Annotated in this window: 17 protein-coding genes; 4 read left to right on the top strand and 13 right to left on the bottom strand. The window is 38.5% G+C overall.

Features of this window, described 5'->3' with window-relative positions; all coding sequences use genetic code 11:
- Positions 1-400 precede the first annotated feature (400 nt).
- The 5 genes from rho to spo0F all read right to left on the bottom strand — a co-directional run bounded on the left by rho (position 401) and on the right by spo0F (position 6,481).
- Complete coding sequence (gene rho, locus JFT89_RS17790) at positions 401-1,672, bottom strand: transcription termination factor Rho (RefSeq protein WP_002016308.1); 1,272 nt, start codon at positions 1,670-1,672, stop codon at positions 401-403.
- Positions 1,673-2,257: 585 nt separating this feature from the next.
- Positions 2,258-3,223 (bottom strand): class II fructose-bisphosphatase, encoded by a 966-nt coding sequence (gene glpX / locus JFT89_RS17795; protein ID WP_002016310.1) that lies wholly within the window; start codon positions 3,221-3,223, stop codon positions 2,258-2,260.
- A 183-nt stretch (positions 3,224-3,406) separates the two neighbouring features.
- Positions 3,407-4,696: a UDP-N-acetylglucosamine 1-carboxyvinyltransferase gene (murA, locus tag JFT89_RS17800; protein WP_002034893.1), complete on the bottom strand. Its 1,290-nt coding sequence runs from the start codon at positions 4,694-4,696 to the stop codon at positions 3,407-3,409.
- 347 nt (positions 4,697-5,043) lie between these two features.
- Complete coding sequence (locus tag JFT89_RS17805; RefSeq protein ID WP_002068568.1) at positions 5,044-5,901, bottom strand: class II fructose-bisphosphate aldolase; 858 nt, start codon at positions 5,899-5,901, stop codon at positions 5,044-5,046.
- 211 nt (positions 5,902-6,112) lie between these two features.
- Positions 6,113-6,481: a sporulation initiation phosphotransferase Spo0F gene (gene spo0F, locus JFT89_RS17810; protein ID WP_000398592.1), complete on the bottom strand. Its 369-nt coding sequence runs from the start codon at positions 6,479-6,481 to the stop codon at positions 6,113-6,115.
- Positions 6,482-6,683: 202 nt separating this feature from the next.
- Here spo0F and JFT89_RS17815 point away from each other — a divergent pair, with 202 nt between their 5' ends.
- Positions 6,684-7,208 (top strand): DUF2529 domain-containing protein, encoded by a 525-nt coding sequence (locus tag JFT89_RS17815; RefSeq protein ID WP_002068565.1) that lies wholly within the window; start codon positions 6,684-6,686, stop codon positions 7,206-7,208.
- A 32-nt stretch (positions 7,209-7,240) separates the two neighbouring features.
- Here JFT89_RS17815 and pyrG read toward each other — a convergent pair whose 3' ends face one another.
- The 8 genes from pyrG to JFT89_RS17855 all read right to left on the bottom strand — a co-directional run bounded on the left by pyrG (position 7,241) and on the right by JFT89_RS17855 (position 17,166).
- Positions 7,241-8,848 carry a CTP synthase gene (gene pyrG / locus JFT89_RS17820; protein WP_002016314.1) on the bottom strand — a complete coding sequence of 536 codons (1,608 nt, stop codon included), beginning with the start codon at positions 8,846-8,848 and terminating at the stop codon, positions 7,241-7,243.
- A gap of 257 nt (positions 8,849-9,105) precedes the next feature.
- Complete coding sequence (gene rpoE / locus JFT89_RS17825; protein ID WP_002016316.1) at positions 9,106-9,636, bottom strand: DNA-directed RNA polymerase subunit delta; 531 nt, start codon at positions 9,634-9,636, stop codon at positions 9,106-9,108.
- A 165-nt stretch (positions 9,637-9,801) separates the two neighbouring features.
- On the bottom strand, positions 9,802-10,431 hold the full coding sequence (locus tag JFT89_RS17830) for a TetR/AcrR family transcriptional regulator (RefSeq protein WP_002034889.1): 630 nt from the start codon (positions 10,429-10,431) through the stop codon (positions 9,802-9,804).
- Between the two features lie 64 nt (positions 10,432-10,495).
- Positions 10,496-11,635, bottom strand: a complete 1,140-nt coding sequence (gene acdA / locus JFT89_RS17835; protein ID WP_002016320.1) for an acyl-CoA dehydrogenase AcdA — start codon at positions 11,633-11,635, stop codon at positions 10,496-10,498.
- Positions 11,636-11,657: 22 nt separating this feature from the next.
- Positions 11,658-12,788 carry an acyl-CoA dehydrogenase gene (locus tag JFT89_RS17840; RefSeq protein ID WP_002016321.1) on the bottom strand — a complete coding sequence of 377 codons (1,131 nt, stop codon included), beginning with the start codon at positions 12,786-12,788 and terminating at the stop codon, positions 11,658-11,660.
- Between the two features lie 72 nt (positions 12,789-12,860).
- Positions 12,861-13,712, bottom strand: a complete 852-nt coding sequence (locus JFT89_RS17845; RefSeq protein WP_002016322.1) for a 3-hydroxybutyryl-CoA dehydrogenase — start codon at positions 13,710-13,712, stop codon at positions 12,861-12,863.
- 49 nt (positions 13,713-13,761) lie between these two features.
- Positions 13,762-15,045, bottom strand: a complete 1,284-nt coding sequence (locus JFT89_RS17850; protein WP_002068561.1) for an acetyl-CoA C-acetyltransferase — start codon at positions 15,043-15,045, stop codon at positions 13,762-13,764.
- 9 nt (positions 15,046-15,054) lie between these two features.
- Positions 15,055-17,166 carry a (Fe-S)-binding protein gene (locus JFT89_RS17855; RefSeq protein ID WP_002016324.1) on the bottom strand — a complete coding sequence of 704 codons (2,112 nt, stop codon included), beginning with the start codon at positions 17,164-17,166 and terminating at the stop codon, positions 15,055-15,057.
- Between the two features lie 378 nt (positions 17,167-17,544).
- On the opposite strand from JFT89_RS17855, the gene cls reads away from it, so the two are divergent.
- From cls to JFT89_RS17870, 3 genes are all read left to right on the top strand, one after another.
- Positions 17,545-18,738 (top strand): cardiolipin synthase, encoded by a 1,194-nt coding sequence (gene cls / locus JFT89_RS17860; protein ID WP_016096479.1) that lies wholly within the window; start codon positions 17,545-17,547, stop codon positions 18,736-18,738.
- 33 nt (positions 18,739-18,771) lie between these two features.
- On the top strand, positions 18,772-19,725 hold the full coding sequence (gene uvsE / locus JFT89_RS17865) for a UV DNA damage repair endonuclease UvsE (RefSeq protein ID WP_002068558.1): 954 nt from the start codon (positions 18,772-18,774) through the stop codon (positions 19,723-19,725).
- Positions 19,726-19,851: 126 nt separating this feature from the next.
- Entirely contained in the window at positions 19,852-22,530 is a 2,679-nt protein-coding gene (locus JFT89_RS17870) for a DUF4084 domain-containing protein (RefSeq protein ID WP_016096478.1), read from the top strand.
- The last annotated feature ends 7 nt before the right edge of the window (positions 22,531-22,537 follow it).

The raw sequence follows: 22,537 nt of genomic DNA on the forward strand, positions 1-22,537 counted from the left end.
TCAGAATGGGAGGGGGATGGAGCTTCTGACGTAGAGGCGCTTTTTTCCTCGCAGGAAGAAGTGAAGCCACCGACCATTCTAGCTACTGAAGCTGGATTAAATAAAAAGCGCAAGCGGCTCGCTCAGAATGAGAGGGGGATGGAGCTTCTGACGTAGAGGCGCTTTTTTCCTCGTAGGAAGAAGCGAAGCCACCGACCATTCTAGCCGCTGGAGATGGAACTAGATACACCTTAAAGCGCAAGCGGCTCGCCCAGAATCGTAGGGCACTTCAAGCTCTCAATCCAAATATGATTTCCATCTCAAAAAACAAATTTTTTCCATATATTACTCTCTCTAATATTCCCTTAAAAACATAAAAAACTCGCTTACTATGAAATAAGCGAGTCCCCATCTTTTCCCTTTACTTAGTGGTTACATACCTTTTTGAGTCTGCAACAATATTTTGTAAAAATTCTTCATTTGTCTTTGTTTGACGAAGTTTACGTAAGAAGCCTTCAACAAAGTCTGGTGTATCACGCATTGTTTTACGAATACCCCACAGCTTGTCTAAATGTTCTTTCGGAATTAATAAGTCTTCTTTACGCGTACCAGAGCGACGAATATCAATCGCTGGGAAGATACGGCGCTCAGCTAATGAGCGATCTAAGTGAAGTTCCATATTTCCAGTTCCTTTAAACTCCTCGTAAATTACATCATCCATACGAGACCCTGTATCAACAAGCGCTGTTGCTAAAATCGTTAGGCTACCGCCCTCTTCGATATTACGCGCAGCCCCAAAGAAACGCTTTGGTCTATGAAAAGCAGCAGGATCAATACCACCCGATAAGGTTCTACCACTTGGCGGAATAACAAGGTTGTAAGCACGCGCTAAACGGGTAATACTATCCATTAAAATGACAACGTCCCTTTTATGTTCTACAAGACGCATTGCACGCTCTAATACAAGCTCCGCTACTTTAATATGATTCTCTGGCACTTCATCAAAAGTAGAACTTACAACATCACCTTTAACAGAACGTTCAATATCTGTTACTTCCTCTGGACGCTCATCAATTAAAAGTACAATTAATTCTGCTTCCGGATGATTTGTTGTGACACTGTGTGCAATTTCTTTTAACAGACTTGTTTTACCAGCCTTTGGAGGCGCAACAATTAAACCACGTTGTCCAAATCCAACTGGTGCGATTAAATCCATGATGCGTGTCGGTAACTTTTTCGTTTCCGTCTCCAATTTCATTTGGCGATCTGGGTATAACGGTGTTAATGCAGGGAAATGTACACGCTCTTTTGCTGAGTCTGGATCATCTCCATTTACAGCTTCAACTTGTAGCAATCCAAAATAGCGCTCATTTTCTTTCGGAGGTCGTACTTTACCAGAAACCTTATCTCCATTACGTAAATCGAAACGACGAATTTGCGAAGCCGAGATATAAATATCTTCTGAGCTTGGAGAATAATTGATAGGACGTAAAAATCCAAATCCTTCTGATTGAATAATTTCTAATACGCCTTCCATGAAAAAGAAACCTTCTTTTTCTGCTCGAGCTTTTAAGATAGAGAAGATTAGCTCTTTTTTCGTTAACTTGCTGTAATACGAAATCTTAAATTCCTTCGCAAGCTCGTATAACTCTTTTAATTTCATGTTTTCTAATGCTGCAATTGACAAATTCATTCAGACACCACACTTTAACTTTATTCTCTTTTCACATGGGTAAAGGGAAAAATACGGAAGGCAAATAAATAATAATGAAAGGCAATAAGTTCAAGTAGGATAATATTCACTATTGTAACCCTTTTATCTAGTTTTAATCAATACGTTGAAACACAAATACAAGAAGCGAAGACAAGAAAATTTGTCTTCGCCTTTTCATATTTCTTTCTTTTTTCTACTCACCTGATTTTAAGGCAGAATAGATAAGGCATTTCTGCTTTTATTTAATCCAGCTTCAGCAGCTAGAATCTCCGGTCATTTCACTCTCTCACTCGAAGCAAAAAACGCTTCAAGGTCGAGAGTTTGAAGTGTCCTGCGATTCTGAACGAGCCGCTTACGCTTTTTACTTAATCCAGTTCCAGCGGCTAGAAGGGTCGGTGGTTTCGCTTCTTCCTCCCATTCTGAACGAGCTGCTTACGCTTTTTACTTAATCCAGCTTCAGCGGCTAGAATCTCCGGTCATTTCGCTCTCTCACTCGAAGCAAAGAGCGCTTCAAGGTCGAGAGTTTGAAGTGTCCTGCGATTCTAAACGAGCCGCTTACGCTTTTTATTTAATAACCAAATTCGGTTTTTTATTTAAGCTATGGCGGCCGTCTACGAAGCGTACTGTGCCTGATTTTGCACGCATAACAAGGGATTGTGTTGTTCCGACGCTACCTTTAAATTGAACGCCTCGTAATAGTTCTCCGTCTGTTACACCTGTTGCTGCAAAGATTGCATCGTCACCTTTTACTAAGTCTTCCATACGAAGGATACGATTGATATCTTCAATACCCATTCTTTTACAACGAGCTAGTTCAGCTTCGTTTTGAGGTAAGAGCTTCCCGTGAATTTCTCCACCTAAGCATTTTAATGCGACCGCAGCTAATACACCTTCAGGTGCTCCACCAGAACCGAATAGAATATCTACACCAGTACGGTCAAATGCTGTATTGATTGCTCCAGCTACATCTCCATCGTTAATTAACTTAATACGAGCACCAGCTTTACGAATTTCTTCGATAATTGCTTGGTGACGTGGACGGTTTAAAACTGTCGCTACAACATCTTCGATATCTTTATTTTTCGCTTTCGCAACTGCACGTAAGTTGTCGATAATAGGTGCGTCAATATCAACTGCACCAACTGCTTCTGGACCAACCGCTATTTTATCCATGTACATGTCAGGAGCATGTAACAAATTGCCGTGATCTGCAATTGCAATAACAGCAAGCGCATTCCAGCCGCCAGCCGCTACGATATTTGTCCCTTCTAAAGGATCAACTGCAACGTCTACGCGTGGTCCATATCCTGTACCCAATTTTTCTCCGATATATAGCATTGGCGCTTCATCCATTTCACCTTCGCCAATTACAACTGTACCTTTCATCGGAATTGTATCAAATACATCACGCATAGCTGATGTTGCTGCACCATCTGCCTCATCTTTTTTTCCGCGCCCCATCCAACGCGCTGATGATAATGCTGCAGCCTCTGTTACACGTACTAACTCCATAGATAAACTTCTTTCCACGATAATCCCTCTCCTTTAAGTCTTTATATTTCTGCCGTATTTTGTGAACCTTGTTTTTCTATAAAGTGTACTTCCGTTAGTAGTGATTCTTCGCTCCCCATTAACGGAAGTATCACCACCTTATCCCGATTGGTGAGGGTTAATAATCGGCGTGGGATACCCCATACTGATTAAAGTTTCACTTTATGCATTCTTCATTTCTTCAATTTCTTGCTTTGTCATTTGTTCTCGCCAAATGTTTGCACCAAGCCCTTTAAGCTTGTCTACTATATTTTCGTAACCTCGATCAATATGATCAAGTCCCGTTACTTCTGTAATGCCATCTGCCATTAAACCCGCAATAACAAGGGACGCACCAGCTCGTAGGTCACTCGCTTTCACCTTCGCACCTTGCAGTAAAACCGGTCCAGTCACAATTGCTGAACGGCCTTCTACTTTAATTTGCGCGTTCATACGGCGCAATTCATCAATATGCTTGAAACGTGCGCTGTAAATTGTATCAGTTACAACTCCTGTTCCATGCGCTTTTGTTAAAAGCGTTGTAAACGGCTGTTGTAAATCCGTTGGAAACCCTGGATATACAAGCGTTTTTACATCAACTACTTTTAACCTTCTATTGCCGTTCACTGTAATTTGGTCATCGTTCGTTTCAATTTGAACACCAGCTTCTCTTAGCTTCGCAGTAACCGATTCTAAATGCTGAGGAATAACATTATCAACTGTTACTTCTCCTCCTGATGCTGCTCCTAAAATCATATACGTACCAGCTTCAATACGGTCTGGAATAATAGTGTGGTGACAACCGTGCAGTGAATCCACACCATCAATTCGGATTACGTCTGTACCAGCACCTTTAATACGTGCTCCCATACTCGTTAACAATGTAGCTACATCAATAATCTCTGGTTCTTTCGCTGCATTTTCAATAACAGTTCTACCTTTCGCTCGTACAGCCGCTAGCATAATATTAATCGTAGCTCCTACACTAACAACATCTAAATAAATACGTGCCCCACGTAGTTCGTCTGCTCTTAAATAAATGGCACCTTGTTCATTTGTAACATATGCCCCTAACGCTTCAAACCCTTTAATATGCTGATCAATCGGTCGTGGCCCTAAATGACATCCACCTGGAAGCCCAATAACAGCTTTTTTAAAACGGCCAAGCATTGCACCCATTAAATAATAAGAGGCGCGCAATTTTTTCACTTTTCCATTTGGTAAAGGCATCGCAACCATGTTAGAAGGATCGACTACCATCTCTTCTTCCTGCCCATAAGTTACTTTCCCTCCAATTTCCTCTAGTAAGTCTCCTAACATTTTCACGTCCGAAATATTAGGAACACCGCCAATAGTTACTGGAGTATCTGCTAAAATTGTCGCTGGAATTAGTGCAACAGCACTGTTCTTTGCACCACTCACACGAATCGTTCCATTTAAAGCTCTTCCGCCTTCAATTAGCAACTTTTCCATATTGAGCTCCCTTCTTGTGAATGTATTTATCTTCTACTTCTTTATAAGAAGTAGAAGATTCCCCCTTAAGAATCTCAATCACTCTCTCCATCCCGAAACTCAATAAGTAGAAAACCATCACCTGTAGCTCCCCTGCTGTACAAATAGATGAAGATTAACTATTCATCGAATCAAATTACTCAATTCAGATACTTACCACATTTATTAATAGGACTATGCACATTATTTTCTATATTTGCAAACCAAAAATTCACTTTATAAAATCTTTAGACTTGTTCGCGCTTTCATTATACAACGAAAGGAAACCGTCTAAAAGACTAGACGGTTTCCAAAACGGAATTTTATTCTTACGCTTTACCGTTAGAACCGAACTCACGCATTTTACCAGCAACAGTTGCTTTGATAGCGTCGCGGCCAGGTCCAATATATTTACGAGGATCGTAAACTTCTTGGTCTTTGTTTAATGCTTCACGAACAGCTTTTGTAAACTCAATTTGGTTCTCAGTGTTTACGTTAATTTTTGAAGTACCTAGAGAAATAGCTTTTACGATATCAGCAGTTGGGATACCAGTACCACCGTGTAATACTAAAGGTACGCCAGTGAAGTCACGAACTTGTTCCATTTCAGCGAATCCTAAGTTAGGCTCACCTTTGTAAGGACCGTGTACAGAACCTAGAGCTGGAGCTAGGCAATCGATACCTGTTGCTTCAACAAGGTGCTTACACTCTGCTGGATCAGCGTAAATTACGCCTTCAGCGATGATGTCGTCTTCTTGTCCGCCAACTGTTCCAAGCTCAGCTTCAACAGATACGTTACGAGCGTGTGCGTATTCTACCACTTTTTTAGTAGTTTCAACGTTTTCTTCGAATGGGTGGTGAGAAGCGTCGATCATTACAGATGTGAAACCTGCATCGATTGCTTCTTTACATTTTTCGAAGCTTGAACCATGGTCAAGGTGAATCGCTACAGGAACAGTGATGTTCATTTCTTCGATTAAAGCTTTAACCATAGCTACAACTGTTTTGAAACCAGTCATATGACGAGCTGCACCCTCAGATACACCTAAGATTACAGGAGATTTTTCTTCTTCCGCAGCAGCTAAGATAGCTTGAGTCCACTCTAAGTTGTTCATGTTGAATTGACCAACTGCGTATTTTCCTTCTAGTGCTGTGTTTAGCATTTCTTTCATAGAAACTAAAGGCATGGTGAATCCTCCTAAAAAACGTTTTTTGTATCCGATAAATTCTTATCGCTGGTAGTATGACCAGAATAAGGTAAAATATGTATATTTACATACCGGACTTCTTTCTACACTCAATAGGATAACAACTTGTACTCAAAAACTCAACTGTATTCACCTGCTCAATAGTCCATGTAAACGCTTTTTTCCATATTTTTTATAAAAAATTCATTTTTTACGCCTCTACAGCAAGCTGATCTCTCACTGCTTGACGAATCTCATCAATATCAAACGGTTTAGCAAAGTGCATTAAAGCTCCTAAATCTTTCGCTTCTTGAATCATATCCAATTCTCCATAAGCAGTCATTAAAATCACTTTAATACTCTCATCAATTTCTTTTACATGTTTTAAAATCTCTATACCATCCATACCTGGGATTTTCATATCTAACACTACTAAATCCGGATTATCTTTTTTCACGATATCTAAAGCTTGAAATCCATTTGCTGCTTGGAACGTCTGATAACCTTCTTTTTGGAACACTTCATGCAATAAAACACGAATGCCATATTGATCATCAACGATTAAAATTTTCCCTTCCATAACTCCCAACCTTTCTGTGTAAGTACAAGATTTAAAGCTCCTTATATCTTATCGGTTTATTTTCGCTACTCTTTGCCAAATCCCTTCCTATTCTTTCTTATTTTACCGTTTACTATTTCGTTATGCTACCCTACGATTTCCCCTTTCCAAAAAAAATAAGCTATAATGAGAACCAGCTAACACGAAAGAAAGGAGCAACAACATGTTAAAAATTTTCTCGACTCAATTAAGTGGATATTTCTCCCGAATTTCTCAAAAAGAGGAATTGAATATAGAAGATAGCGCTCGTCTACTTGCCCAGGCGTTAGTTGGCGACGGCTTCATTTACTTGCATGGTACAAACGAAATGGAAGGTATTGTTTCAGAAGCATTATTTGGCGCCGAACCAATGAAACAAGCAAAACGTTTAATAGAAAACAGCGAACCGGCGGCAGTGACTTCTGCGGACCGCGTACTTCTTATTAGTCGTTTTTCGACAGATGAAGAAATTATAAAAACCGCGAAAAAACTTCATGAAGAAGGCCAATCTATCGTTGGAATCTCGGCTATTCAAGAAGGTGTTGAATCACTGGAACAATATACAGATGTACATATTGATACAAAGCTGTTAAAAGGTCTTATTCCAGATGATGAAGGTAACCGCTATGGGTTCCCAAGTTTAATTATAGCTTTATTTGCTTATCACGGATTGAAATTTACAATTGATGAAATGTTAAACGAATATTAAAAAAAGCGCCCTATTTCAGGCGCTTTTTTTTATTACTTGCTCTCTTTATTCGTAATAGAAGCACTTACGAAGTCATGGAACAATGGTTGTGGACGGTTTGGACGAGATACAAGTTCTGGATGGAACTGTGCTGCCACGAACCAAGGGTGATCTTGTAATTCAATAATTTCCACTAGACGACCGTCTGGGCTTGTACCAGAGAATACAAATCCTGCTTTTTCCATATCTGGACGGAATTGATTGTTGAACTCATAACGATGACGATGACGCTCATATACAACCGGCTCATTGTAAGCATTGTAAGCATTTGTTTCTTCAGCAAGCTTACATGGATATAGACCAAGACGAAGTGTACCACCTAAATCTTCTACATCTTTTTGTTCTGGTAATAAATCGATAATTGCATAAGGTGTGTCAGGATTAATTTCAGAAGAGTTAGCTCCTTCTAATCCTAATACGTTACGTGCAAATTCGATTGATGCAAGTTGCATACCTAGGCAAATTCCTAAGAATGGAACTTTGTTTTCACGAGCATATTGAATTGCAACGATTTTACCTTCTACACCACGATCGCCGAAGCCACCTGGTACAAGGATACCATCTGTGTCGCCAACTAATTCTTTTACGTTCTCTGCTGTTACGTGCTCAGCATTTACCCATTTCACTTCTACATCTGTGTCGAATGAATAACCTGCATGACGAAGCGCTTCTACAACAGAAATGTATGCATCTTGAAGCTCTACGTATTTACCAACAAGAGCGATTTTTGTTTTCTTAGAAAGGTTACGTACTTTATTAACTAGCGCAGTCCAATCTGTCATATCTGCAGCTGGATTGTCTAACTTCAAGTGATCACAAACGATTTGGTCCATGTTTTGTTCTTGAAGAGATAATGGAACGGCATATAAAGTATCTGCATCGCGTGCTTCGATAACTGCTTTTGTATCGATGTCACAGAATAATGCAAGCTTGTCTTTCATGTCCTGAGAAACAGGTAGTTCTGTACGAACAACGATAATATTTGGTTGAATACCTAAGCTGCGAAGCTCTTTAACGCTATGTTGCGTTGGTTTTGTTTTCATTTCACCCGCTGCTTTTAAGTACGGGATTAACGTACAGTGAATGTACATTACATTGTCACGACCGATGTCGCTCTTAATTTGACGAATTGCTTCTAAGAATGGTAGAGACTCGATATCACCAACAGTTCCACCGATTTCTGTAATAACAACGTCGGCATTTGTTTCGCGACCAGAACGATATACACGTTCTTTAATTTCGTTAGTAATGTGAGGAATAACTTGAACTGTTCCTCCTAAATATTCACCACGACGCTCTTTTTGAAGAACTGAAGAGTAAATTTTACCTGTTGTTACGTTGCTGTATTTATTTAAGTTGATGTCGATAAAACGCTCATAGTGACCTAGGTCTAAATCCGTTTCTGCACCATCATCTGTTACGAATACCTCACCGTGTTGGTAGGGGCTCATAGTCCCTGGGTCTACGTTAATGTATGGATCAAACTTTTGAATAGTTACGTTTAAACCACGATTCTTTAAAAGTCTTCCAAGAGATGCTGCTGTAATACCTTTACCTAAAGACGATACTACACCGCCTGTTACAAAAATATACTTAGTCATGAAAATACTCCCTTCTACTTCGTTGTTATATAATCACCGTTGCAAAGCGCAACGTATGTAGATAACACTGTATCTATCTTATTGTTAGGCTCTTTTTATTTTCTAAACAAAAAACAAAAAAGAAAATTGCTCCCCTCATCACATAAAGTAATAAGTAGGGAGCAATTTTCTTTTATATTTACACTTTAAAAGTATTATCGTCTTTTTTTAAAGAGCCCAAAAATGATTCTACATGGACGATAATGAAAAGTCAAGAACTACCGCTCTTCCTCTTCTTCTTCTTCAGTTTCATCATACTCAAGTTCTTCTTCTGCGAAGTCTTCATTATCTTCTTCTAAATCATCAAGATCATCATCTTCATCGTCTGCGTCTTCGTCTTCAAGAACTTTGTCCAAATCTACTACATCTTCTTCTACTTCTTCTGCTTCTTCTTCTTCTACATCATCTTCTTCAATGTAGTCGTCAAAACCGTCTTCTTCAACTTTGCGTTTCTTCTTCGGTTTTGGCTGAGGCAGAATTTCTTCATCAATTTGCTCATATGGGTACCAGCTACGTAGCCCCCAACGATTTTCTCCTAAATTAATGAAACGTCCATCGATGTTTAAATCTGTATAAAATTGTGCGAGTTTCGTATTAACTTGCCCTTGAGATAGTCCCAGCACTTGAGCGATTTCTTGAACCAACTCGTTGAATGTCGTTGCTTGTCTTTTATTCCCTAAAACACTATGTACAACTTCAATCATTGAACATTCTTTTAGCTCTTCTGGTGAATATTGCTTAAAACCCACTTATGCGGCACTTCCTTTCTTCAAATATAAGCTTATATATAACGGTCTGCTTAAAAAAATCCATACTATTCATTATAAACAAAAGTCGCACAAATATGCTACAAAAAAAACGGGAAACTTTTATCCCGCTATTTACGGGCAATAAAATTATAATTTGTCCATTCTTTATTTCGGAGACATATGTGCTCCTTGCAGTACATACCTAATTTGCATTTCTGTATATTCTTCGAGAGTATACAGTTTTTGCAGGGCCCAACGTCTAAATCCCCACATTTGTCCTTGTATGAAAATATTATGTGCAAGAAGCTGTATTTCCTTTTTATTTAGTGTAAATGTCCCATTTTCCGTACACTGCTCTAAAATATCCTCAAACATCCCGACCATTTGAAACTCTTTTTCTAATACATATGGGAGTGATTCTTTCGGTAAAAAACGTACCTCTTGATACATAATTAATACTTCTTCTTGCAATTCATCCATCACTTTAAAATAATTCATTATCGCTATCTTTAAGCTTTCTATACTTCCCTTCTCTGTACACACTACTTCCTCTAACCGCTCTTTTACATGTTCATAAATACTATCACAAACTAAATATAATACATCATCTTTTGTGCGAATATACTCATAAAGTGTTCCGATACTAAATCCAGCCGCTTTCGCAATTTCTCTCGTTGTTGTACGCGGGAATCCTTTTTGCTTAAACAGCTGCACCGCACCTTTAATCATTTGTTCACGTCTTAACGCAACTAACTTTTCATCTTTCACTGACGCATGTACATTATGTTTAACCATCCCTTCACCTCTCTCTATTATTTTTGGAAGTAAAAAGCGTAGGAAAATACCTACGCTTTCGTTCCTACTTCGTTAACATACGAGAAATTACAAGCCTTTGAATCTCTTGTGTTCCCTCATATATTTGTGTAATCTTTGCATCGCGCATATAACGCTCTACTGGATAATCTTTCGTATAACCATAACCACCAAATACTTGTACCGCTTCAGTCGTTACCTTCATCGCTGTATCACCTGCAAATACTTTTGACATCGCTGACTCTTTCCCATACGGAAGCCCTTCAGATTCAAGCCAAGCCGCTTGATATGTTAAAAGACGCGCTGCCTCTACATCCGTTGCCATATCCGCAAGTTTAAAGCCAATTCCTTGTTGCGCCGCAATTGGCTTCCCAAACTGATGACGTTCTCTTGCATATTCTACAGAAGCATCTAAAGCGGATTGTGCAATACCGACTGCTTGTGCCGCAATACCATTACGGCCGCCATCTAATGTCTGCATCGCAACTTTAAATCCTTGGCCCTCTTCCCCTAGTAAATTCTCTACAGGAATACGGCAGTCTTCAAATATAATTTCAGTTGTTGGCGAAGAACGAATCCCTAGCTTACTTTCCTTCTTCCCAACCGAAAATCCTAGCGTATCACTCTCCACAATAAATGCACTCGTGCCGCGCTGCTTCGAATCAGGATCTGTTAATGCAAAAACAACATAAATATCAGCAATACCGCCATTTGTAATAAAAATTTTCGAACCATTTAAAATGTAATGGTCTCCATCTCGTTTTGCAGTCGTCCTCATTCCACCAGCATCTGATCCAGAGCTTGGTTCTGTTAAGCCATATGCACCAATTTTCTTCCCTTCAGCCATTGGGCGCAAAAACTTTTGTTTTTGCTCTTCCGTTCCAAATTTAAAAATTGGCCATCCAGCAAGTGAAGTATGTGCAGACAACGTTACACCTGTAGAAGCACAAACGCGGGATAATTCTTCAACGGCAATTACATACGCCAAGTAATCGCTTCCAATTCCGCCGTATTCTTCAGGCCACGGAATACCAGTTAAACCAAGCTCTGCCATTTGATCGAATAAAGCGCGATCAAATCGCTCTTCCTCATCACGCTCTGCTGCTGTCGGTGCTACTTCATTCCTCGCAAAATCCCGAACCATTTTTCTTATCATTTCATGTTCTTCTGATAATTTAAAATGCATTCCCGTCTCCCCCTCTGCCTTTTTATAAAGCTCGACTAATTACAAGCTTTTGTATTTCGCTCGTTCCTTCATATATTTGTGTGATCTTCGCATCACGGAAAAATCTTTCTACTGGATAATCTTTCGTATAACCATAGCCACCAAATACTTGCACCGCCTCAATCGCAACTTCAACAGCCGTCTTAGAAGCAAATAATTTCGCAATAGAAGCTTCTTTACCGCATGGTAATCCTTGTGCTCTTAGCGATGCTGCTCTGTATACAAGTAATCGCGATGCTTCTACACTTGTTGCCATATCTGCAAGTTTGAATCCGAGTCCTTGCTGCGCCGCAATTGGCTTTCCGAATTGCTCACGCTCTTTCGCATAATCAATCGCACATGCAAGCGCCGCTTCCGCGATTCCTAATGCTTGCGCTCCGATTCCAATTCGCCCAACATCTAAATTCGCCATTGCCACCTTAAATCCTTGTCCTTCTTCACCAAGTAAATTCTCGGCCGGCACTTTCATATCTTCAAACGTAAGTTGCACTGTACGAGAACCAAGAAGACCCATCTTATGCTCATCTTTTCCAATGATTAAGCCTGGTGTATCTTTCTCTACTATAAATGCTGAAATCCCGCTTTTCCCCGCATCTGGATTTGTAGACGCGAAGACGATATATGTACTTGCTTCACCACCATTTGTAATAAAGACTTTCGATCCATTAATGATGTAGTGATCGCCCTTTTTTACAGCTCTTGATTTCAAACTACCTGCATCTGATCCTGCATTCGGTTCTGTTAGAGCAAATGCGCCTAAATATTCACCAGTCGCCAGTTTAGAAACATATTTCTGCTTCTGTTCTTCTGTTCCGAAGTATAAAATCGGATTCATTCCAACTGACGTATGTACAGCTAAAATTACACCAACCGTTGCACTTACCTTTGAAATTTCCTCAATTGCTAGAATGTAAGAAATAAAATCCATTTCTGCCCCGCCATATTTTGCAGGCGCTGGAATACCCATTAGTCCAAGCTCACCCATCTTTTGCAAAATCTCTTTCGGGAACACCCCTTGTTCCATACTAGGAACAAAGGGAGCTATTTCCTTCTGCGCAAAATCTCGAACCATTTTCCTCATCATTTGTTGCTCTTCAGTAAAATGAAAATTCATGTACTTCGCCTCCGTTTGCTATATATCTTCTTAACAATTTGGTCAGACCACTACTTTAATAAAGGGAGGAATTTATTCGTAAACGTAGAAACCACGACCCGTTTTACGTCCTAACCATCCTGCATTCACATACTTACGTAATAATGGACATGGGCGATATTTACTATCTCCTAATCCTTCATGCAACACTTCCATAATGTATAAACACGTATCTAAACCGATAAAGTCAGCTAACGTAAGTGGTCCCATCGGATGATTCATACCGAGTTTCATTACTTCATCAATCGCTTCTTTCGTCGCCACTCCTTCGTATAACGTATAAATCGCTTCGTTAATCATCGGTAATAAAATACGGTTCGATACAAACCCTGGGAAATCATTTACTTCAACTGGCACTTTCCCGATTTTTTTCGTAATATCCTCAATCGTTTCGTACACTGCATCATCTGTAGCTAAACCACGAATAATTTCAACGAGTTTCATAACTGGAACTGGATTCATAAAGTGCATGCCGATTACTTTCTCAGGACGTTTCGTTACCGCTGCAATTTCCGTAATTGGTAACGATGACGTATTCGTCGCTAAAATTGCGTGTTCTGGAGCGATTTCATCTAAATTCGCAAAAATTTTCTTTTTAATATCCATTTTTTCAACAGCTGCTTCAATAATAAGATCAGCTTCTTTGACACTATTTAAATCGAGCGTCCATGTAAGACGATTTAAAGTCGCATCTTTCTCTTCTTCCTTCATACGGCCTTTTTCTACTTGGCGGGCTAAATTTTTCGAAATAACAGCTAACCCTCTATCTAATTGCTCTTGCTTTAAATCTTGCACTTTCACATCATAGCCTGCCATTGCACACACTTGTGCGATACCTGAACCCATTTGCCCTGCACCAATTACAACAATCTTTTGTACACTCATTTTTTCTTCCCCCTTAATTGTTAATAAACTATATATCTTCTAATCTTAATTAGTGAACTTCAATCATCACTGCATCACCTTGACCGCCACCGCTACAAATAGAAGCAATTCCAATTCCGCCGCCGCGCTGCTTCAGTGCATGGATAAGTGTAACGATAATACGTGCTCCGCTCGCTCCAATTGGATGTCCCATTGCTACAGCACCGCCATTTACATTCAATTTCTCCGGATCGATCCCTGCGATTTCTGTACTTGCAATTGCTACAGCCGCAAATGCCTCATTGATTTCAAATAGATCTATGTCTTCAATTGTCTTACCTGTCTTTTTAAGCAATTTATTAATTGCATAACCTGGCGTTCTTGGGAAATCCTTCGATTCTACCGCAATCGCCGTATGCGCCAAAATTGTCGCTAATGGTTTTCTTCCTTCTTGCTTCGCTCTGTCCTCGCTCATTAATACAAGTGCAGCACCGCCATCATTTAGTCCCGGAGCATTACCTGCTGTCACCGCTGACGTCTTATCAAATACAGGCTTTAATTTCGCTAATTTTTCAATCGTTGTATCCGCGCGTGGCGCCTCATCCTTAGCCACGACGATAGGATCGCCTTTTCTTTGCTGAATTGTTACTGGTACAATCTCCTCTTCAAAACGCCCTTCTTTATGTGCCGAAACCGCACGTTGATGGCTACGATATGCCCATTCATCTTGTGCTTCGCGAGAGATTCCATCTTCCTTCGCAACTTCTCCGCCATAAACACCCATGTGTATACCTGAAAATGCGCATGTTAAACCGTCTGCAACGTTTAAATCGATAACTTCGTTGTTACCCATTCTGTATCCCCATCTTGCCCCTCGTAAAATGTAAGGGCTGTTACTCATCGATTCCATTCCACCAGCTACAATCAGTGATTGATCACCAGTACGAATAATTTGATCTGCTAACGTAACTGCGCGAAGCCCTGATGCACAAACTTTATTTATTGTTTCTGTCTGCACTTCCCAAGGAATGCCGGCCGCTCTTGCTGCTTGGCGTGATGGAATTTGTCCTTGCCCTCCTTGGATAACCGTTCCAAATATAACTTCTTCAACATCACTAGCGGAAACATTCGCTCTTTCAAGCGCTGCCTTAATTGCGATTCCTCCAAGCTCTGTTGCTTTCACGTCTTTTAAAGTTCCTCCAAATTTTCCAACCGGTGTTCTTGCAGCACTTAAAATAACTGTTTTACTCATGTTTCTTTCCCCCATTTCTTTTTTTAGCACCGAGCGCTCGCTCGGTATCCTTGCGCCTAGAAGAGGTGCAATTTTTGCACCTCTTTCTAAATTTGAATGCATTCCTACAAACTACATTGCTTCTTTCTTCTGTCCGATAACTGAGCGTTCTAAAATCTCTGTTACGTCCAAAGTTTGAACTGTTTCTTCAACTTCTTTCGCTTTCGTGCCGTCACTAATCATCGTTAAGCAATACGGGCATCCTGTACCGATAATTGACGGCTGTACAGCTAGCGCTTGTTCTGTACGAGCAACGTTAATACGAGAACCTGTCGTTTCTTCCATCCACATTAGGCCGCCACCCGCACCACAGCACATTCCCGTTTCACGGTTACGCGCCATTTCTACAAGGTTTACACCTGGAATTGCTTTTAGAATATCGCGCGGAGCTTCGTATACTTCGTTGTATCTTCCTAAGTAACAGGAATCATGGTACGTAACTGTCTCTTCAATAGAATGGACAGGTTTTAAACGACCTTCCTTCACCCACTGGGCTAGTAATTCTGTATGATGATAGACTTCTGCTTGTAAGCCAAAGTCCGGGTACTCATTTTTAAAAGTGTTATAAGCATGAGGGTCAATCGTAACGATTTTCTTCACTCCTGCTTTTTCAAATTCTTCAATATTTTTATTCGCCATTTCCTGGAATACAAATTCATTTCCAAGGCGGCGCGGTGTATCACCAGAGTTCTTTTCCTTATTACCAAGAATTGCGAATGAAATGCCTGCTTCGTTCATTAGCTTCGCAAATGATATCGCAATCTTCTGACTGCGATTGTCATACGAACCCATTGATCCAACCCAGAATAAGTATTCAAACTCTTCGCCAGCTTTTGATTTCTCCTTTACAGTTGGAACTGTTACTTCATCGTCACCTTGGCGCCATGTTTCACGCTCTTTACGGTTCAGTCCCCACGGATTACCTTGACGCTCAATGTTTGTCATTGCACGCTGCGCTTCCGCGTCCATTTTTCCTTCTGTTAAAACGAGATAGCGGCGTAAATCAATAATTTTGTCAACATGCTCATTCATAACTGGGCACTGGTCCTCACAGTTACGACACGTTGTACATGCCCAAATCTCTTCTTCTGTAATAACGTCTCCGATTAAACTTGGGTCGTACGCTAGCGCTGTAGCCGCTGATTCTTGTTGTCCTTTTCCAGCTGCCATCATCGCTAACTGATTTCCTTGTGTATTATTAAAAGCAACAACTGGAACCCACGGTGCTTTTGATGTTACCGCTGCTCCTTTATCAGTTAAATGATCACGAAGTTTTAAAATTAAATCCATCGGTGATAACATTTTCCCTGTTCCTGTTGCCGGACACATATTTGTACAACGACCACATTCGACGCAGGAATATAAGTCGATAAGTTGATTTTGTCTAAAGTCTTCAATTTTACCAACACCGAATGTTTCTTGTGTTTCATCTTCAAAATCAATTTTTTCAAGTTTTCCCGGATTTGAAAGACGACCAAAAAACACGTTAACTGGTCCAGCAATTAAATGCGCATGTTTTGATTGTGGAACATAAACTAAAAACGTTAACAAAATTAGTAAATGCACCCACCAAGAGAAATAGAACACTGAAATGGCTACGGTTTCATTTAATCCCGAGAAAACGTAAGCGATTGCAGAAGCGATAGGTTCACTCCATGAAAGCTCCTCGCCGTGCCATATAATTCCCATCCCATTACCAAGTAGCACAGAAATCATTAAGCCACCAATAAAGATAAGAACAAGGCCTGATTTAAAATTACGTTTCAAACGAACAAGCTTTTCAATATAGCGTCTGTGAAAAGCCCAAAAGACTGCAATTAAAATAACGAGTGTGACAATTTCCTGGAAGAATGTAAATGCAGGGTATAGTGGTCCAAGTGGAAGATGCGATCCTGGTGCAAGTCCTTTCCAAACGAAGTCAATTGCTCCAAATTGGACAAGAATAAATCCGTAAAAGAACATAACGTGAATGATGCCGCTCTTTTTATCTTTCAGCAGCTTTTTCTGACCGAAAACATTGACCTTAAGAAGATCCCAACGCTCTTTAAAACGACGGTCAAATTCAATCTTTTTTCCTAATTGTATGTAGGCCATCCTTGTTCGTATAAGATATACAAACAAATACCCCGCATAAGCAATAACAGCAATGGCAGCCAGCCAATTAATGATTAGTAAGCTATTCATTTTATGCTACCCCTCTCTTTGTAAGCTCTCTTTCTTTTTTAGAATCTTCGAAAATATATAATTTTCTGAATTATATCCCCTATTCCCATTATATAATGAGTGAGCATTCAGTCAACAGTTTTTTGTTATACAACAACACATTTTTTAATAAAGCTGTTTATTTCGGTGAAACTATAAAGTGAAACTTTAATCGGCGGAGAGCTATTCATCCCCACTGAGTAAAAGCCCTCACCAATCGGGCTTTTACGGGCGGCCCGAATCCCAACCAACTTCTTTGCTTTAGGTGGGCGTCTTACTGTCCGCAAATAGCGGGATACAGTGAAATTTTGATTTGTAAAAAATTGATGGTGAAAAGACCGTGAAGGAGGGAATTTACTTATGTTTTTCTTATCTCTCTTATTATTAGGCAGCGCTCTCTGGATTACAATCGACCTTTCATATGGGAGAATTGTTCATTTAAAGCGTGTACGTTCTCGTTCTTTCCCTTTACGTCAAAGTGATTTTCGCCTTTATACATATGGAAATGATCTATACGATGCTCTCTTTACTGATATAAAACAAGCTAAACACCATGTGCACGTTTTATTTTTTATTGTAAAAAACGATGATATAAGTCGTACGTTTTTAAAGTTACTTATCGATAAAGCACAAGAAGGAATTGAAGTAAGACTTTTACTCGACCGGTTTGGAAGTCATTATTTATCAAAAGAAGCGATTTACTCCCTACAAAAACATGGTGTCTCTTTTTCATTTTGTCATAAAGTAAAATTTCCTTTTCCTTTCTTTTCTGCAAATCAAAGAAACCATAGAAAAATTACAGTTATTGACGGGAAAATTGGTTATATTGGTGGATTTAACATTGGCGAGGAATATTTAGGGCATAATCAAAGGTTAGGGTTATGGCGAGATTATCATTTACGTCTTACAGGAGAAGGGATACAAGATTTACAAAAACAATTTTTACATGATTGGCTCGACGATACAGACCAAAATTTATTAGATTCATCTCTTTATTTTCCTATGCAACAACCAGGGACCATTCTACATCGTTTCATCCCTACTGATGGTGCCTATTTACAAAATACATTTTTACATTTAATCGAAAGCGCGAAAAAAGAACTCTTTATCGGTACACCATATTTTATTCCTGGAAAAAAAATTATGAATGCATTATTAAAAGCGCGAAAACGTGGGGTTCAAATAACTATTCTCGTTCCACAAAAGGCTGATCATGCCCTCGTTCGAGAAGCAAAATTCCCATATTGCCGAAAGTTAATACAAGCTGGTTGTAATATTTACGCTTTCCAGCAAGGATTTTTCCACGCAAAAATCATTATAGTAGACGATCATATTTGTGATATCGGAACTGCTAATTTCGATATGAGAAGTTTATATATTAACCATGAAATCAATTGCCTTTTATACGATAAACATTTCATACAAGAAGTAAAAAGTAAATTCGAGGAAGATTTGGGACGCTCCTCATTACTTTCCTTTGAAGATGTCAGCCCTCTCTCCATTATCGATAGAGGAAAGGAATGGATAGGAACGATACTCGCGTTCTTTTTATAGAGAAATTTCAAGAGCCAAAGAGGTGCATCACATATGATAATTCGATTTGGATATGTCTCACATGCTACGGCATTATGGGACTGTTCGCCCGCCAAAACAATGACATTTACAAGCTGGAAAAAGCTAAAAAAACAAGAGCGTGAAGATAAATTATATAATGTTACACTGCAAAATCTAGAACACACAATACGCATCCTTCATTACAATATTGCACACGAAATTCCATTATATCGTTTATCATCTTCTATCGTTCCGCTTGCAACACATCCTGAAGTTGAATTTGATTACATTCAACTATTTGCTCCACTATGGCGTAAAATAGGAGCATTAATTCAAGAACACAATTTACGCGTAAGTTTTCATCCCAATCAATTCACACTATTTACAAGCGACAAACCACATATTACAACTAATGCTATTACAGATATGACCTATCATTATAATGTGTTAAATGCTATGGGAATTGCAGATTCTTCCTACATTAATATCCATGTAGGTGGTGCGTATGGAAATAAGGAGAAGGCAATCGAACGTTTTCATGAAAACATACAAAAACTTCCTTACCATATAAAAAGACAAATGACTCTTGAAAATGACGATAAAACATATACAACTTCTGAAACTTTGGCTATTTGTCAAAAAGAAAAAATCCCTTTCGTGTTCGATTATCATCATCACATAGCGAACCTTTGTAATGAACCGCTAGAAGAATTACTTCCTATGATATTTAAAACTTGGTCACATACAAATGTCCTTCCTAAAGTTCATATTTCTTCTCCTAGATCAGAAAAAGAATTTAGGGCCCACGCAGATTATATTGATTTAGAATTTATTAAACCCTTTTTGCACATCGCAAAAAAAATTAATCATAATTTTGATATTATGATTGAAAGTAAACAAAAGGATTTAGCACTTCTTCAGTTAATAGATGAAATCGCTTCTATAAGGGGAGTGAAAAGAATAAAAGGCGCAACACTACAATGGTAAATTGTAACGTTGCGCTATTTTTTTCAAAAAGTATTTCTTATAGTAAAAAAGCTCCTGTTTTATATGCTATTATTTAAATTAGCATTTTCCCCCTGTGATTCAACTTTATTGAAACGGAGCCATTATATGATTAATCAAAAAAAATATGTACAATTTGTCATGATGTATATAATTATATTTTCTCTTTGGATATTCCTTATCCCTAGGAATTTAAATATAAAAGAAATTGGAATTCTCTTCTTATTTTGTTTTGCTACACTCTTTTCTTGCTATTGCTTATATAAAGCAATTAAGAAGATGAAGCACGGTGACAAACTATTTTGGGTTCTAGTACTATGCACTTGTATATGTGGATTAGCTATGGAAATAACTTTATTTCTTCATTCACTTTCTATATATGATCAAGTCATATTCTCATATAAGGCATTGCCTTTTTTCATCATACAATATATTTTGCTCTTTTCTGGCTTTGCTATAAAGTTTATAAAACATTACTCTATTAGAGGCCTTGCTCAATTTTCATTCGACAGCATCTTTATTGTTATTATGAATATTTATTTTACCTTAACCTTTATTTTAGATATTTCAAGCTTTCGTATGTTAACGAAGGAAGCGTGGATTTTGATTGGGTATTTTATTGCACAATCATTAGTAATTTACGCCGTTATTAGCCTATATAGAAGAGAACGGTATTCTTCTAGTAGAATCTCATTAATTATTGGCTTTACTATCATACTTGTGTACGGATATATACATCTATTCCAATTAAACACGGGCATGGGAACTTCTTCTGAAGTCTCTTATTTAATACATACTGCTTCGATTTTACTAATCGGTTTATCATCCATACTGTACATTTTGGATAAACCAATGCAACATGAAACGAAAACGAAATATTATCGATTCGATTATGTACGCTTTATATTACCTTATTTTAGTATAATCATTACTTTTTCCTTTGCTGTTATTCAGCCTTGGGATGATAAGTTCATGCTAATCGGTCTAGTATTATCACTAGTCTTATTATTCCTACGACAACTTTTCATGTGGAAAGATAATCAAGTATTAATCGATACGTATGAACAGTTGACTACACAACTAGAAGGTGAAGTTGAAGAAGGCGTATCTGCCCTATCAAAAAGTGAACAACGTTATAAATCTTTATTCGAAGATCATCCTGATGCTGTTTTTTCTTTAAATATGAATGGGATTTTTCAACAATCTAATAAGGCTTGTGAAAGTTTATTTACAGCCTATTATTGTGAAGTAACAAGCTATTCTCTTCAACACTTCATTGATCCACAAGATCATGAATTATTGAAGAAATCTTTACAAATTACAAAAGAAGGTAGACCACAAACTCTAGAAATTCGTACAAAAGAAAAAGAAGGATATTATTATCACCTTCACATTACATTCATCCCTATTTTTATAAATAGAGAAGTTGTTGGGATGTTTGGTATAGCACGTGATATTACAACTTTATATGAAAAACAAAAGCAAGTAGAGCATATGGCTTTCCATGATGCACTTACAGGACTACCGAATCGACGGAAATTCGAAAAAGATTTAAAAACGATTTTAAATCTAGCCCAAAACAACACTAATGACGTTGCGGTCATGTTCCTCGACCTAGATCGATTTAAAAAAATTAACGATCGACTCGGCCATGATGTTGGGGATCTATTATTAATTGAAGTAGCAAAAAGATTACGTGGATGTTTGCGTTCTAAAGATATCGTTGCCCGCCAAGGTGGAGATGAATTCACGATTCTATTACCAGATATGTACTCTGAAAAAAGTGCTTCTTTTATCGCTGAACAAATTTTAACTATTTTAAATAAGCCTTACTTTATTAAGGATGAAGAACTTTCTGTTACACCGAGTATCGGAATTGCGATGTACCCTGACTACGGAACCGATGTAACCGAATTAATGAAAAATGCAGATATGGCTATGTATCGAGCAAAGGCAAATGGAAAAAACAGATTCGTTTTCTTCTCAAAAGAAATGAGTATTGCTCAAAATGAAATACACTTCCTAGAAGGTGAGCTTTCAAAAGCACTACAACAAAATGAATTTTTCCTTGAATACCAGCCACAAGTAAACACAAAAACAAAACAAATTATCGGTTTTGAGGCGTTAATTCGTTGGAAACACCCAAAACTCGGGATTGTATCACCTGCCCAATTCATCCCTCTAGCAGAGGAGACAGGATTTATTATTGAACTTGGTAATTGGATTTTACGTACAGCCTGCTTAGAAGCAAAGAAGTGGCATAACCAAGGATTTTCTCACTTAAAGGTTGGTGTGAATTTATCTGTTGTTCAATTTAATCACGCAGATTTAATATCAACTATTTCAAAAGTCTTGGAAGAAACAGAACTAAAGCCGGAAGCGCTAGATATTGAGATTACGGAAAGTATCGCGATTAATCAAAATCATTCTGTAATTGCTAAACTAGAAGAACTTCAAAATCTCGGTATTCAAATTTCAATTGATGACTTTGGAACTGGTTATAGTTCTTTAGCTTATTTAACGAAATATCCAATCAATACATTAAAAATTGCTCGAGAATTTATTTGTGGAATTACAAATAGCCCTTTAGAAGAAGCCATTATCGCTTCCATTATTACGCTATCAAAAGAATTAAATTTAGAGGTTATTGCGGAAGGTGTAGAAACAGAAGAACAATGGAAGTTTTTACACGAGCAAAACTGTGACCACATTCAAGGATTCCTCTTTAGCAAACCTGTTTCTAGTAAAGATGTTTGGATGTTACTCCATAAAAAAACAACCGTCTAAGTAAGAC

Origin of the sequence: Bacillus sp. TH25 (genome assembly GCF_016650935.1) — a bacterium.
Classification (GTDB): Bacteria; Bacillota; Bacilli; order Bacillales; family Bacillaceae_G; genus Bacillus_A; species Bacillus_A mycoides.

Bases quoted from the DNA above. Each gene is read 5' to 3' on its own strand.
- JFT89_RS17870 (WP_016096478.1), top strand. From the start codon at position 19,852: ATGATTAATCAAAAAAAATATGTACAATTTGTCATGATGTATATAATT.
- JFT89_RS17845 (WP_002016322.1), bottom strand. From the start codon at position 13,712: ATGAGTGTACAAAAGATTGTTGTAATTGGTGCAGGGCAAATGGGTTCA.
- JFT89_RS17855 (WP_002016324.1), bottom strand. From the start codon at position 17,166: ATGAATAGCTTACTAATCATTAATTGGCTGGCTGCCATTGCTGTTATT.
- JFT89_RS17850 (WP_002068561.1), bottom strand. From the start codon at position 15,045: ATGCATTCAAATTTAGAAAGAGGTGCAAAAATTGCACCTCTTCTAGGC.
- JFT89_RS17830 (WP_002034889.1), bottom strand. From the start codon at position 10,431: ATGGTTAAACATAATGTACATGCGTCAGTGAAAGATGAAAAGTTAGTT.
- acdA (WP_002016320.1), bottom strand. From the start codon at position 11,635: ATGCATTTTAAATTATCAGAAGAACATGAAATGATAAGAAAAATGGTT.
- JFT89_RS17805 (WP_002068568.1), bottom strand. From the start codon at position 5,901: ATGCCTTTAGTTTCTATGAAAGAAATGCTAAACACAGCACTAGAAGGA.
- murA (WP_002034893.1), bottom strand. From the start codon at position 4,696: ATGGAAAAGTTGCTAATTGAAGGCGGAAGAGCTTTAAATGGAACGATT.
- rho (WP_002016308.1), bottom strand. From the start codon at position 1,672: ATGAATTTGTCAATTGCAGCATTAGAAAACATGAAATTAAAAGAGTTA.
- cls (WP_016096479.1), top strand. From the start codon at position 17,545: ATGTTTTTCTTATCTCTCTTATTATTAGGCAGCGCTCTCTGGATTACA.
- JFT89_RS17840 (WP_002016321.1), bottom strand. From the start codon at position 12,788: ATGAATTTTCATTTTACTGAAGAGCAACAAATGATGAGGAAAATGGTT.
- pyrG (WP_002016314.1), bottom strand. From the start codon at position 8,848: ATGACTAAGTATATTTTTGTAACAGGCGGTGTAGTATCGTCTTTAGGT.
- spo0F (WP_000398592.1), bottom strand. From the start codon at position 6,481: ATGGAAGGGAAAATTTTAATCGTTGATGATCAATATGGCATTCGTGTT.
- JFT89_RS17815 (WP_002068565.1), top strand. From the start codon at position 6,684: ATGTTAAAAATTTTCTCGACTCAATTAAGTGGATATTTCTCCCGAATT.
- uvsE (WP_002068558.1), top strand. From the start codon at position 18,772: ATGATAATTCGATTTGGATATGTCTCACATGCTACGGCATTATGGGAC.